This window comes from Herbiconiux sp. VKM Ac-2851, assembly GCF_013205105.1.
Lineage (GTDB): Bacteria > Actinomycetota > Actinomycetes > Actinomycetales > Microbacteriaceae > Herbiconiux > Herbiconiux flava.
In genome coordinates this window covers 699,058-711,561 of record NZ_JABMLJ010000002.1, presented here as the reverse complement: position 1 = coordinate 711,561, position 12,504 = coordinate 699,058, and the positions used below count along the sequence as shown (strand labels likewise).

Annotated in this window: 13 protein-coding genes; 8 read left to right on the top strand and 5 right to left on the bottom strand. The window is 70.4% G+C overall.

The annotated features are described in order from the left end of the window. Window positions 1-5 precede the first annotated feature (5 nt). From HQQ85_RS10025 to purL, 7 genes are all read left to right on the top strand, one after another. Complete coding sequence (locus HQQ85_RS10025; protein WP_173182352.1) at window positions 6-959, top strand: carbohydrate ABC transporter permease; 954 nt, start codon at window positions 6-8, stop codon at window positions 957-959. Further along, a complete protein-coding gene (locus HQQ85_RS10020) occupies window positions 956-1,777 on the top strand; it encodes a carbohydrate ABC transporter permease (protein WP_173182351.1) in 822 nt (273 codons plus the stop codon). Before HQQ85_RS10025 ends, HQQ85_RS10020 begins: the two co-directional genes overlap by 4 nt. A 60-nt stretch (window positions 1,778-1,837) precedes the next feature. Beyond that, window positions 1,838-3,115, top strand: a complete 1,278-nt coding sequence (locus tag HQQ85_RS10015) for an ABC transporter substrate-binding protein (RefSeq protein WP_173182350.1) — start codon at window positions 1,838-1,840, stop codon at window positions 3,113-3,115. A 75-nt stretch (window positions 3,116-3,190) separates the two neighbouring features. Then, window positions 3,191-4,210, top strand: a complete 1,020-nt coding sequence (locus HQQ85_RS10010; RefSeq protein WP_173182349.1) for a LacI family DNA-binding transcriptional regulator — start codon at window positions 3,191-3,193, stop codon at window positions 4,208-4,210. A gap of 27 nt (window positions 4,211-4,237) precedes the next feature. Beyond that, entirely contained in the window at window positions 4,238-5,260 is a 1,023-nt protein-coding gene (locus HQQ85_RS10005) for an LLM class flavin-dependent oxidoreductase (protein WP_173182348.1), read from the top strand. A 67-nt stretch (window positions 5,261-5,327) separates the two neighbouring features. Further along, window positions 5,328-6,269 carry a DUF4190 domain-containing protein gene (locus HQQ85_RS10000; protein ID WP_173182347.1) on the top strand — a complete coding sequence of 314 codons (942 nt, stop codon included), beginning with the start codon at window positions 5,328-5,330 and terminating at the stop codon, window positions 6,267-6,269. A 45-nt stretch (window positions 6,270-6,314) separates the two neighbouring features. Continuing rightward, window positions 6,315-8,609: a phosphoribosylformylglycinamidine synthase subunit PurL gene (gene purL / locus HQQ85_RS09995; RefSeq protein WP_173182346.1), complete on the top strand. Its 2,295-nt coding sequence runs from the start codon at window positions 6,315-6,317 to the stop codon at window positions 8,607-8,609. Between the two features lie 43 nt (window positions 8,610-8,652). Here the strand turns inward: purL and HQQ85_RS09990 are convergent, their stop codons facing one another. The 4 genes from HQQ85_RS09990 to HQQ85_RS09975 all read right to left on the bottom strand — a co-directional run bounded on the left by HQQ85_RS09990 (window position 8,653) and on the right by HQQ85_RS09975 (window position 11,250). Next, window positions 8,653-8,970: a chorismate mutase gene (locus HQQ85_RS09990; RefSeq protein ID WP_173182345.1), complete on the bottom strand. Its 318-nt coding sequence runs from the start codon at window positions 8,968-8,970 to the stop codon at window positions 8,653-8,655. 10 nt (window positions 8,971-8,980) lie between these two features. After that, the gene (locus tag HQQ85_RS09985) at window positions 8,981-9,961 is read right to left on the bottom strand and encodes a DMT family transporter (RefSeq protein WP_371741838.1); all 981 of its coding nucleotides are present in this window, start codon (window positions 9,959-9,961) and stop codon (window positions 8,981-8,983) included. Between the two features lie 141 nt (window positions 9,962-10,102). Continuing rightward, the gene (locus tag HQQ85_RS09980; protein ID WP_173182344.1) at window positions 10,103-10,522 is read right to left on the bottom strand and encodes an organic hydroperoxide resistance protein; all 420 of its coding nucleotides are present in this window, start codon (window positions 10,520-10,522) and stop codon (window positions 10,103-10,105) included. 92 nt (window positions 10,523-10,614) lie between these two features. Beyond that, window positions 10,615-11,250, bottom strand: a complete 636-nt coding sequence (locus HQQ85_RS09975; RefSeq protein WP_173182343.1) for a GNAT family N-acetyltransferase — start codon at window positions 11,248-11,250, stop codon at window positions 10,615-10,617. Between the two features lie 57 nt (window positions 11,251-11,307). Between HQQ85_RS09975 and HQQ85_RS09970 the strand changes: the two genes are divergently transcribed. Beyond that, window positions 11,308-11,916 (top strand): maleylpyruvate isomerase N-terminal domain-containing protein, encoded by a 609-nt coding sequence (locus HQQ85_RS09970; RefSeq protein WP_173182342.1) that lies wholly within the window; start codon window positions 11,308-11,310, stop codon window positions 11,914-11,916. Between the two features lie 20 nt (window positions 11,917-11,936). Here the strand turns inward: HQQ85_RS09970 and HQQ85_RS09965 are convergent, their stop codons facing one another. Continuing rightward, a complete protein-coding gene (locus HQQ85_RS09965) occupies window positions 11,937-12,464 on the bottom strand; it encodes a MarR family winged helix-turn-helix transcriptional regulator (protein WP_173182341.1) in 528 nt (175 codons plus the stop codon). Window positions 12,465-12,504 lie beyond the last annotated feature (40 nt).

Genomic DNA, 12,504 nt, shown 5'->3' with positions numbered 1-12,504 from the left:
GAGCCATGACCGAGGTCCTGAACAATCCGGCCACTGCCGAAGCCGCCGAGCGCCGCCCGCAGCGGCGGCGGCCGACCGCACCCGGCCCGTCGCGCGGGCCCCGCACCCCGACCTGGTTCCTGGTGCCGGCGGTCATCGTCTACGCCCTGATCGTGCTCTGGCCGAACATCCAGGGTCTCTTCTACTCGTTCACCGACTGGGACGGTCTCGGCAGCTCGTGGTCGTTCGTCGGGATCGACAACTTCTTCGACGTGCTCGGAGACCCGAACACCCTGCGGGCCATCGGGAACACCTTCCTCATCACGATCGTGGTCACGGTCTTCCAGAACCTGATCGGGCTGCTGCTCGCGCTCGGGCTGAACACCGGGGTGAAGTCGCGCTACGTGCTGCGGCTGGTCTTCTTCCTTCCCGTCGTCCTCACTCCGATCGTCGCCGGCTTCCTCTGGAAGTACCTCCTCAGCCCCACCGGCACGGTGAACGAGTTCCTCGGCTCGGTCGGGCTCGGCTGGGCCCAGCAGGACTGGCTCGGCAACCCCGATCTCGTGGTCTACTCCATCTGCGTCGCCATCGTCTGGCAGGGCGCGGGGTACTCGATGGTCATCTTCCTGGCCGGGCTGCAGGGCGTGCCCGAGGACGTGCTCGAGGCCGCGGCGATCGACGGGGCGGGGCCGTTCCGGCGCACCGTCAGCATCGTGCTGCCGCTCATCAACGGGGCGATCGTGATCAACGTCCTCCTCACCCTGATCTCCACCCTGAAGCAGTTCGACACGGTCTTCGCGATGACCAAGGGCGGGCCGTCCGGTGCCTCGGAGACCATGGCGACCATCGTCTACAAGACCGCCTTCACCTACCTGCAGTACCCCACGGCACTGGCCCAGGGCGTGGTCCTGACCATCATCGTGGGCGTCATCGCCTTCGGGCAGTTCCGCCTGACCCAGCGCCGAGGAGAGCTCTCGTGAACCGCTACACCTACCGCACGGCGATCCTCGAGGCCGTCCTGATCCTCGCCGCGATCGTGTTCATCTCCCCCCTCGTGGTGCTCGTCTCGGTGGCCCTCCGAGACGGGAACGGAGACGTCGGCCTCCTCGGCTTCACCTGGCCGCTGAACTTCGGCAACTTCGCGACGGCCTGGAACGAATCGGCGATGGGAGCGAGCCTGATCAACAGTGCGCTCATCACAGTCGTATCGGTGGCCCTGATCGTGCTGCTGGCCTCGACCGCGGCGTACACGCTGGCGCGCAAGACGCAGCGCTGGTCGCGGGGCGTCTTCTACCTGTTCCTCGCCGGCTTCCTCTTCCCCGGCCAGCTGGCCATGCTCCCCCTCTACCTCTGGTTCGCGAACCTCGGTCTGGTGGGAAATCCGATCTCGGTCATCATCATCAACGTCGGCGGCTTCCTCCCTTTCGCGATCTTCCTCTACGCCACCTTCCTGCGCGACCTGCCTCGCGACTACGAGGAGGCGGCGACGATCGACGGCGCGCGGCCGAGTCGCACCTTCGTCTCGATCGTCTTCCCGCTGCTGCGCCCGATCACCGGGACGATCGTCATCCTCGCCGGCCTGTCGATCTGGAACGACTTCTTCACCCCGCTGCTCTACCTCTCGGGCAGCAACTCCTCGACGGCCCCCCTGTCGGTCTACAGCTTCGTCAGCCTCTACGGGGCGAACTGGCCGCTGGTCTTCGCCGCCCTGATCATCTCGGTGATCCCGATCCTCGTCGCCTACTTCCTGATGCAGCGCTTCATCATCCGGGGCTTCGCCTCGGGACTCAAGGGCTGACCCCTCCACCCCACTGCACCCTTCGACCCCACCCCACTGCACCACACGAAAGGAACACCGATGTCACTGAAGACACAGCACACCCGGGCCCTCGCAGCCCTCGTCACGGTCGGCGCCGTGGGCGTCGCCCTCACCGGCTGCTCGACGTCCCCGGGAGGGGGCGACGACGCGAACACGCTCACCGTCGGAACGAACGGCGGCACCGGCATGAAGGCCGTCATCGCCCAGTTCGAGGCCGACAACCCGGGGGTGACCGTGAAGCTGCAGGACTCCCCCGAGAGCTACCAGCAGGTCACCGCCACGCAGCTCACCGGAGGCACCGCGCCCGACGTCGTCCAGGTGTTCCCGGGCACCGGCAACAACGTCAGCGTCAAGATCGCCGGTGAGAAGGGCTTCTTCTCCGATCTCAGCGACCAGAGCTGGGTCGAGGAGCTGCCCGAGGCCTCCGTCGACCTGCTGTCGGCCCCCGACGGCGACGTGGTCGCCGTGCCGATGACGTTCTCCTCCATCGGCGCGATCTACAACACCGATGCGCTCGCCGAGGTCGGCCTGACCGCGCCCACGACGTGGAGCGAGGTGCTCGCGTTCTGCGGCGACGCGGCCGAAGCCGGCAAGGTGGCGTACGGCCTTGGGCTGTCGGACACCTGGACGACCCAGCTCATCCCCTACGCGCTGACCGCCACGCTCGTCTACGCCGACGACCCTGATTTCGTGCAGCAGCAGGTGGACGGGTCGGCGACCTTCTCCGACTCCGACTGGAAGCTCGCCCTGCAGAAGTATCAGGAGATGGAGACCGCGGGCTGCTTCAACCCCTCGCCGAACGGCACGGCCTACGCCCAGGTGCAGGAGGCGATCGCCGCCGGCACCACCCTCGGCACCGTGAGCGTCGCCGCGGAGACCCAGGGCATCGAGACCGTCTCGGGAACCGACCTGAACCTCGCCTTCGAGGCCTTCCCCGCCACCGACGACGCCTCCCAGACCTACCTCTCCGCCACCGTCGGACCCTCGTTCGCGGTGAACGCCAAGGCGTCGGACCAGGAGCTCGCCAAGAAGTTCATCGCGTACCTCGCCGAGCCGTCGACGCAGGTCGCGTACGCCACCGCCTACGGCGACACGGCGGCGCTCCCCGGTGACGAGACCCAGGAGGGCCCTGTCGCCGGCGTCGTCGGAGAGTTCGTCAGCACGAACATGATCTCGACCTGGCCCGATCAGCTCTGGCCGTCCACGACCGTGCAGCCGGCTCTCTTCGACGGGGTCCAGGCGCTCTTCACCGGGCAGCAGAGCGTCGACGACGTCCTGAAGAACATGGACACCGCGTTCGTCGACGGCGCGAAGTAGCGGGATCGACCACGTGCTCGCCGTGCCGCCACTCCGGTCGGCACGGCGAGCGCTGTCCCTAGACTGATGCACACCATGACCCCCTCGCCGCCCACGCCCGGCCGCCGCCCGACCATCGACGACGTCGCCGCCGAGGCCGGGGTCTCGCGCGGCACGGTCTCGCGGGCCCTCAACGGCAACCACTGGGTGAGTCCGGATGCCCAGCGCGCCGTCGAGGCCGCGGTGAAGAAGACCGGATACCGGGTGAACGCCTATGCCCGGGGCCTTCGTCGCCGCCGGGCCGGTTCGGTCGCGTTCCTCCTCGGCGAGGACCTGGACCAGATGTTCGCCGACCCCAACTTCGCCACCCTCATGCGCGGCGCCTCCGAGAGCCTCGCGGCGAGCGGCATGTCGATGGTGCTCCTGCTGGCCGGCTCGGCCGAGGAGCAGGCGCGAGCACTCGAGTTCATCGGCACCGGTCAGATCGACGGAGTGATGTTCGTGTCGTGGCATCACGACCTCTCGGTGCTCGCCGACCTCAACCGGGCGGGAGTGCCCACCATCTTCTGCGGCACGCCGGATGCCGGCACCTCGGTCACGGGCTACGTCACCGCCGACGACCTCGACGGTTCGGTGCAGATGGTGAAGCACCTGCTGTCCCGGGGTCGCACCCGCATCGCCATGATCGCTCCGCCCCGGGACGCCGTCGGCGGCAACCTCCGACTGCAGGGCTACCTTCAGGCACTCGGCGAGGGCGCCGACGAATCGCTGGTCGTGCACGGGGACTACTCCCGCGAGAGCGGGAGGGTCGCGATGCTCGAACTGCTGGCTGCGCATCCGGAGATCGACGGCGTCTTCGCGGCCAACGACCTGATGGCCGCCGGCGCGATCGAGGCCGCCCACTCCCTCGGCCGCGTCGTGCCCGACGACATCTCGATCGGCGGCTTCGACGACAGCGCCGCCGCGCTCTCGGTCGAGCCGGCCGTCACCACGATGCGGCAGCCGTTCGCCCGCATCACCAACGAGATGACCCGGCTCCTGCTGCAGCAGATCAACGGGGAGCCTCCGGCGCACATGACGCTGCGCACCGAGCTGGTGGTGCGCGGTTCGACCTGACGCGGCCCGCCCGCGTAGCCTCGACGCATGCCCGCATCCGGAACCCCGCTGAAGCGTCTCGGCTTCCTCACCATCGGACTGTTCGACCCCGCCGACCCGGCGGGCGGGCACGAGACCACGCTGCAGATCCTCGAGCGCGGCGAGGAGCTCGGCTTCGACAGCGCGTGGCTGCGGCAGCGGCACCTGCAGCACGGCATCTCCTCCCCCACCGCGGTGCTGGCGGCCGCCTCGCAGCGCACCAGCCGCATCGAGCTCGGCACGGCGGTCATCCCGATCGGCGCCGAGAACCCGTTCCGGCTGGCCGAAGACCTGGCCACGGTCGATGTGCTCACCCGAGGCCGGCTGAACCCCGGATTCTCGGCGGGCGTGCCGATGAACCTCGACCACTATCGCGACGCGATCTACCCGCACACGAGCGAGCAGGAGGACTTCGGCTACGAGCGCCTGCTGCGCTTCCGCGACTTCGTGCGGGGTGACGTCGTCAGCGACTTCTCGGGGCGGCAGGGCATCGAGGAGTTCGCCGACACCGTGCAGCCGCACGCCGCGGGGCTCGTCGACCGGCTCTGGTACGGCGGGGGCAGCAGCCGCTCGGCGTCCTGGGCGGGCTCGAACGGGTTCCACTTCCTCACCTCGAGCGTGGTGCAGGGCGAGGAGGGCGACGACTTCGCCACGAACCAGCGTGCGCAGATCCTCGCGTACCGGGCCGCGCATCCGCTCGCCGAGGCCGCGCGGGTCTCGCAGGGGCTCGTCGTCATCCCCACCGACTCGGCGAGCGCCTCGCAGCGGGCGCGCTACGAGGCCTACGCCGAGAGCCGGGCGGGGCGGGTGGGCGTGCCGATGGGTCCGAAGCGGATGCTCTTCGCCGCCGATCTGGTCGGCACCTCCGCCGAGCTCGCCGACGCCCTGCACGCCGACCCGGCCTTCCAGCTGGTCGACGAGGTCGCGTTCGCGCTGCCGTTCTCGTTCGAGCCCGAGGACTACGCGCAGATCCTCACCGACCTGGCGGAACGGCTGGGGCCGGCACTGGGGTGGGAGCCCGCGGCGCGGTAGCGTCGGAGCACGGCCGCAGCGTCGGAGGCCAGCGGTAGCGTCAGACGACGGCCACTCGAGGAGGACCATGAGCGACAACGGCAGCACCCCACCCCCGGTGCCCCCGACCGGTGGGTACGGCACGCCGCCGCCCGCGCCGCCGCAGCCGCCCTACGGTGGTCAGCCCCCGCAGCCCCCGTACGGCGGTCAGCCGCCGTACGGCCAGCCGCAGGGCCAGCCGCCCTACGGCCCGCCGCAGAACGGCGACTTCCCAGGTCGCACGCTCGGCATCGTCGGCCTCATCCTCTCCTTCTTCACCACCCTGGTCGGCCTGATCATCTCGGCCATCGCGCTCAGCCAGTCGAAGAAGGCCGGCTACAAGAACGGTCCGGCGCTGGCCGGCGTGATCATCGGCTCGGTGCTCTCGGGTCTCGTGCTGATCTTCGTCGTGGTCTCGATCATCATCAGCGTCACCACGAGCCTGGCCGTGCTGGGTGTCGCGGCGGGAGCGGGCGGCGGAGCATCCGACGACCCCTTCGACGAGCCTCTCTCCACCTCGGAGCCGTTCGCGAGCCCCGAGCCCACGCCGAGCGAGTCGGGCGAGCCGGGCGACGGCACCGGCACCGACGTCTTCGACCTCGTCGTCGGCGACTGCTTCGACGAGTGGTCGGGCGACACCGTCTACGAGGTGCCGGTCGTCGACTGCGCCACCCCGCACGACTGGGAGGTCTACTCCGACTTCGAGGTGCCCGACACCGCCGACGGCGCCTTCCCCGGCGAGGACAAGGTCGACGCGGCCGCCGACGACGGCTGCCTCACCGCCTTCGAGACCTTCCTCGGTGCCAGCTACGCCGACACCGTCTACGACTACAGCTACCTCGTGCCCACCGCCGACTCCTGGAGCGAGTCCGACGACCGCCTGATCACATGCATCATCACCGACCCGGCGGGCAAGACCACAGGGTCGCTCGAGGGGGCCGGCGCGGGCACCGGCGGAGGCGCCGACAGCACGGGGTACTCGCCCCGGTAGAATCGACGCGCATCCCACCCCTGCAACTCAAGGAGTCCTGGCCGCGTGAGCAATGCCGATACCGTCGAGAACGCCATCGCGACCCCGGAGCGGGAGCAGCCCTACGAGGCTCTCGGCCTGAAGGCCGACGAGTACGCGAAGATCCGCGAGATCCTGGGCCGCCGCCCCACCTCGGGCGAGCTGGCGATGTACTCGGTGATGTGGAGCGAGCACTGCTCGTACAAGTCGTCGAAGATCTACCTCCGCCAGTTCGGCCAGAAGGTCTCGCCGGCGATGAAGAAGAACCTCATGGTCGGCATGGGCGAGAACGCCGGCGTGGTCGACGTGGGCGAGGGCTGGGCCGTGACCTTCAAGGTCGAGAGCCACAACCACCCCTCCTACATCGAGCCCTTCCAGGGTGCGGCCACCGGCGTCGGCGGCATCGTGCGCGACATCATCTCGATGGGTGCCCGCCCGGTCGCGGTGATGGACCAGTTGCGCTTCGGCAAGATCGACGACCCCGACACCGCCCGCGTCGTGCACGGCGTCACCAGCGGCATATCGTTCTACGGCAACTGCCTGGGCCTGCCGAACATCGGCGGCGAGACCTACTTCGACCCGGTGTACCAGGGCAACCCGCTCGTCAACGCGCTCTCGGTGGGCGTGCTGCGGCACGAGGACCTGCACCTCGCCAACGCCCGCGGCGTGGGCAACAAGGTCGTGCTCTTCGGCGCCCGCACCGGCGGCGACGGCATCGGCGGGGCGTCCATCCTCGCGTCCGACACCTTCTCCGCCGGCGGCCCGACCAAGCGCCCCGCGGTGCAGGTCGGCGACCCGTTCGCCGAGAAGGTGCTGATCGAGTGCTGCCTCGAGCTCTTCGCGGGCGACCTCGTCGAGGGCATCCAGGACCTCGGGGCGGCCGGCATCTCGTGCGCCACCTCGGAGCTCGCCTCCAACGGCGACGGCGGCATGTTCATCGAGCTCGAGAAAGTGCTGCTGCGCGACCCGTCGCTCACCGCGGAAGAGATCCTGATGAGCGAGAGCCAGGAGCGCATGATGGCGGTCGTGCAGCCCTCGAAGCTCGAGGGCTTCCTCGCCGTCACGGCGAAGTGGGACGTCGAGACCAGCGTGCTCGGCGAGGTCACCGACACCGGGCGGCTCGTCATCAACTGGCACGGCGAAGAGATCGTCAACGTCGAGCCGCGCACCGTCGCGGTCGACGGCCCGGTCTACGAGCGCCCCGTCGCCTACCCCTCCTGGCAGGATGCGCTGCAGGCCGACTCGGCCTCGCGCCTGCCCCGCGCCACCACCGGCGACGAGCTCCGCACCGAGTTCCTCCGCGTGGTCTCCTCGCCGAACATGGCGTCGAAGGAGTGGATCACCAACCAGTACGACCGCTACGTGCTCGGCAACACCGCGCTGTCCTTCCCCGACGACGGCGGCATGATCCGCGTCGACGAGGAGTCGGGGCTCGGCTTCGCGCTGGCCTCCGACGCCAACGGCCGCTACTGCCAGCTCGACCCCTACCGCGGGGCGCAGCTCGCCCTGGCCGAGGCCTTCCGCAACGTCGCCGTCACCGGCGCGACCCCGGTCGCCGTCTCGGACTGCCTGAACTTCGGCTCCCCCGAGAACCCCGAGGTCATGTGGCAGTTCTCGCAGGCCGTCGAGGGTCTGGCCGACGGCTGCCTCGAGCTCGAGATCCCCGTCACCGGCGGCAACGTCTCGTTCTACAACCAGACGGGCTCGCAGCCGATCCACCCGACCCCGGTCGTCGCCGTGCTCGGCGTGATCGACGACGTCGCCCGGCGCATCCCCTCGGGCTGGCAGGACGAGGGCTCGAACCTCTACCTCCTCGGCACCACCCGCTCAGAGCTCGACGGCTCGGCCTGGGCCGGCGTCATCCACGACCACCTCGGCGGCCTGCCGCCCCAGGTGTCGCTGCCCGGCGAGGTCGCCCTGGCCGAGCTGCTGCGCGCCGGCGCCCTCGAGGGCCTGATCGACGCGGCGCACGACCTCTCCGACGGCGGGCTCGCGCAGACCGTCGCGGAGTCGGTCCTGCGCTTCGGCATCGGCGCCCGCATCTGGCTCGACGAGATCGTGTCGCGCGACGGCGTCTCGGAGTCCGACGCGCTGTTCAGCGAGTCGACCGGTCGCGTGCTCGTGTCGGTGCCGCGGGAGGACGACGTGAAGTTCCGCGGCCTCTGCGACGGGCGGGGCATCCCCGCGCTCCGCATCGGGGTGACGGATGCGCTGTCCGGCTCGCTCGAGGTGCAGGGCCTGTTCACCGTGCCGCTCGATGAGCTCTCGGGCGCGCACCGCTCGACGCTGCCGCAGCACTTCGGCCCGGTCGTCGGCGGCTAGCGCCCCGCCTTCCTCCTGGCGAGTCGCCAGGAGGAGAGCGCGCCTAGGAGTCCTTGGCCGCGATGCGCTCGTGGTGGTGGATGACCTCGGCGACAATGAAGTTGAGGAACTTCTCGGCGAACGCCGGGTCGAGGTGCGACTCCTCGGCGAGCCCGCGCAGCCGCGTGATCTGCCGCTGCTCCCGCTCGAGGTCGGCCGGCGGCAGCCCGTGGTCGGCCTTCAGCCGCCCCACCGTCTGCGTGAACTTGAACCGCTCGGCGAGCATGTGGATGAGGGCCGCGTCGATGTTGTCGATCGACTGGCGGATGCCCTCCAGCTGCCCGTAGACATCCGCTCCGCTGTCGTCGTGCTCGTTCACCATGACAACGACTCTAGCCAGCTTCGGCGGCCGCCTTCTCGGCATCGCGGGCGACACGCCCGCGCCCGGCCCCACGCGGGTGCGGCAGCCGAAGCCGCCCCTGCGCCAGCAGGATGCCCGCGAACACGATCACCGCCCCGACCGGCGCGTTCCAGCTGAGCGTCTCGCCGAGCAGCAGGATGCCGAGCGCGACCCCCACCACCGGCGTCAGGTAGGTGACGGTCGACGTCGCCGTCGGCCCCCAGGCGTTCAGGATGTTCATGTACCAGTAGTAGGCGAGCCCGGTGCCGAGCACCCCCAGCAGCACGAGGCTCAGCACGATCGGCAGGTCGAGCGAGATCGGCCCCAGCGCCACGAACGGCGTCAGCACCAGCAGGATGGCGGCTCCCATCCCCACCTGCAGGAACGCCGCCGTCAGCCCCGAGACCGGGTGCCGGTTGCTGATGAACCGGCGGATGTACCCGAACGTGAACCCGTAGCAGATCGCCGAACCGATGCACGCGAGCTGCCCCGCGAGCTCGAGCAGCAGATCGCCGTGCGCCGCCTCGCTCGCGACGAAACTCCACGGCCCGATGATGACGATGACGCCCAGGATGCCCGCCACCACCCCGAGCACCCGCGAGCGGTCGAGCTTCTCGACCCGGAACACCAGCGTCACCATCAACGCCGTGGTGATGGGCGTGACCGCGTTGTAGATGCTCGCGAGGCCGGACGTGACGTACTGCTCTGCCCAGGCGAAGAGCAGGTACGGGATGGCGCAGCCGAACGCGCCGATGACCACGAAGTGCAGGTAGACGATCGGCTCCCGGGGCAGCTTTGTGCGCAGCACCAGCATGACGAGACCGAGCGTGAGGGCGCCGAGCACCAGTCGCGTCCAGGCGACCTGGCCGAACGAGACGCCGCCGAGTGCGACCTTCATGAACAGGAAGCTCGCGCCCCAGAGCAGCCCGAGCGCCGAGAACTGCAGGGCGGTGGACAGACGGTTCGAGCTCACACTGCGACAGTAGCGCGCGGCTCCGACATCGGTGCCGGGTACGGCGACGGGGTGCACGCTTTGGCAGTCGTGCACCCCGTCTTAGGCAGGATCGCCTCGGTGAGGCGTCGCCCGGGCGTCGGCCCGGGCATCCGTCATCGACTACTCGACGACGTTGACCGTGACCTCGATGTTGCCGCGGGTCGCGTTGGAGTAAGGGCAGATGGTGTGGGCCTTGTCGGCGACCTGGCGGGCCTCCTCGGGCGACACGTTCGGCACGTACACGTCGAGCTCGACGGCGAGGCCGAAGCCGCCCTCGCCGTTGGAGCCGATCGCGACGCTGGAGGAGACCGCCGCGTCCTTCGTGTCGAGCTTCAGCTCGCGGCCGGCGGCGTGCACGGCGCCGAGGAAACAGGCGGAGTAGCCGGCGGCGAAGAGCTGCTCGGGGTTGGTGCCCTCACCCGAGCCACCCATCTCCTTGGGCGGGCGGGTGTCGAAGTCGAGACGGTCGTCCTCGCTGCGGACGTGGCCGTCGCGGCCGCCACCGGAGGCGTGGGCGATTGCAGTGTAGATAGCTTCCATGGCTCTAGTTCACCACTTCTCGGAGGCGCCCGGTCACGGCTCGCCGTTTCCCAGGAACCGTTCGCCCACTGTCCTACAGGTGCACAGGAGGACTACAGCTGCACAGCCCGGCCGCCGCCCTGGTTCTCCACACGTTCGCGCAGACCGGCCTGAACGGCGGGCCAGTCGTCCACGATGACGGAGAACACGGCGGAGTCGCGCCACGACCCGTCGGCCCGCAGCCGGTCGCGCCGCACGATGCCCTCGAAGGTGGCACCGAGCTTCGCGATGGCCGCCCGCGAGCGGCTGTTCAGAACATCCGCCTGGATCTTGACCCGCCCGAACCCGTGCTCGAACGCCGCACCCAGAAGGAGGAGCTTCGCCTCAGGATTCACGACCGTGCCCCAGACCCGCGGGTCGTACGCCGTCCAGCCGATGTGGGCCGCCTCGAACGCCGGCTCGAAGTCGCCGAGCGTCGTGGTGCCCACGACCCGTCCCGCGTCGGGCCCGCCCACCAGGCGGATCACGTAGGGGTTGCCCCGACCCCACTGGTAGTAGCCCTCGGCGAACTCGACGAAGCCCTCGACGCTGTCGCGGTAGCCCTGGGGGCCGCCGCCGTAGCCTCCGGCGAAGACCTCAGGATGCCCGATCGCCTCGTACAGCTCGGGCAGAACCTCGTGGGTCAGCCCCTCCAGCCGCACGTACCGCCCCTCGAGGGCCTCGTCAGGATCGGGTCGCACCGCACTCATGCCCCAAGTCTGGCACCCGCGTCGTGCGCGGGGCCGCAGGCGTGCCACGATGGGCAGATGGGCAGTGCCGCCGCGTTCCTCCACTCCGCAACCGCGTTCCACGCGCTCGTCGCGCGCATCCCCGACGACGCGTGGGAGACCGTCGCGCTCGGGGAGTGGTCACTGCGGTCGCTCGTGGGGCACACGACCCGCGCGATCCTGACCGTCGAGAGCTATCTGCGGCTCGACGACCCGGGCTTCGAGAACGTGCCCGACGCCGAGCACTACTACTCCCGCGTCTACCGCGAGCTCACCGACCCGGCGGCGGTCGCGGCACGGGGCGTCGAGGCGGGCATCTGGCTGGGCGACGACCCGGCCCAGGCGGTGGCGGATGCTCTCGGCCGCGCCATGGCCCTCGTCGACGCCGCGCCGGCCGAGCGCATCGTCTCGATCGGCGGCCTCGGCATCGCCCTCCCCGAGTACCTGCGCACCCGCGTCTTCGAGCTGGTCGTGCACTCGATCGACATCACGCGGGCGACCGGCATCCCGCACGGCCAGCCGGCGGCCTGCGTCGCCGCTACCCTCGCACTCGCGGCCGGCGTCGCGGCCACCCGCGGCGACGCGGAGCAGCTGCTGCTCGCCCTCACCGGCCGCGGCACCCTCCCGGCCGGCTACACCGTCGTCTGACCCGGGCCCCGCCGGCGGCGTCAGGCAGCCTCGACGCTCTCGACGGTGAGGCGGAGAGCCGCGACGACGTCGGCGAGCTGGGCCGTCGGGATGCCCGCCACGAGCTGCGTCTCGACGGCGAGCAGCTGCGGGAAGACGTCGTCGATCAGCTGCTCGCCGTCGGGGGTGAGGGCGATCAGGGCGCCGCGGCCGTCGTGAGGGTTCGGGGTGCGCACCACGAGGCCCCGCGCCTCGAGTGCCTGCAGGCGCTTCGTGGTGGCCGGAGCGGTCGCGAGCGAGACCGTGCGCAGCGCCCCGGGCGACCGCGGCTCCCCCGCCCGGCGCAGCGCCGCGAGGATGTCGAACTCGCCCCGCCCGAGCCCCGACCCCGCCAGCAGTTCGTCGCCCCGGCGCGTGATCACGGCCGCTGCGCGCAGCACCCGCCCGACGACGTCGACCGCGCTCGTGTCGAGCTCCGGCCGCAGCTCCGCCCAGCCCTCGCGGATCTCGTCGACCACGTCGCGCACGCCCGCCACGTCGCGCGCGCCCGCCTCTGGTGCAGCATCCATGAAGGCAGTCTAAGATAGTTCACGAGTGAATTACTTTCGG

Excerpts from the sequence above, each read along its gene's own strand:
- HQQ85_RS10015 (WP_173182350.1), top strand. The coding sequence starts at position 1,838 with ATGTCACTGAAGACACAGCACACCCGGGCCCTCGCAGCCCTCGTCACG.
- HQQ85_RS09970 (WP_173182342.1), top strand. The coding sequence starts at position 11,308 with ATGGGCAGTGCCGCCGCGTTCCTCCACTCCGCAACCGCGTTCCACGCG.
- HQQ85_RS09975 (WP_173182343.1), bottom strand. The coding sequence starts at position 11,250 with ATGAGTGCGGTGCGACCCGATCCTGACGAGGCCCTCGAGGGGCGGTAC.
- HQQ85_RS10010 (WP_173182349.1), top strand. The coding sequence starts at position 3,191 with ATGACCCCCTCGCCGCCCACGCCCGGCCGCCGCCCGACCATCGACGAC.
- HQQ85_RS10000 (WP_173182347.1), top strand. The coding sequence starts at position 5,328 with ATGAGCGACAACGGCAGCACCCCACCCCCGGTGCCCCCGACCGGTGGG.
- HQQ85_RS09980 (WP_173182344.1), bottom strand. The coding sequence starts at position 10,522 with ATGGAAGCTATCTACACTGCAATCGCCCACGCCTCCGGTGGCGGCCGC.
- HQQ85_RS09990 (WP_173182345.1), bottom strand. The coding sequence starts at position 8,970 with ATGGTGAACGAGCACGACGACAGCGGAGCGGATGTCTACGGGCAGCTG.
- HQQ85_RS09965 (WP_173182341.1), bottom strand. The coding sequence starts at position 12,464 with ATGGATGCTGCACCAGAGGCGGGCGCGCGCGACGTGGCGGGCGTGCGC.
- HQQ85_RS10025 (WP_173182352.1), top strand. The coding sequence starts at position 6 with ATGACCGAGGTCCTGAACAATCCGGCCACTGCCGAAGCCGCCGAGCGC.
- HQQ85_RS10005 (WP_173182348.1), top strand. The coding sequence starts at position 4,238 with ATGCCCGCATCCGGAACCCCGCTGAAGCGTCTCGGCTTCCTCACCATC.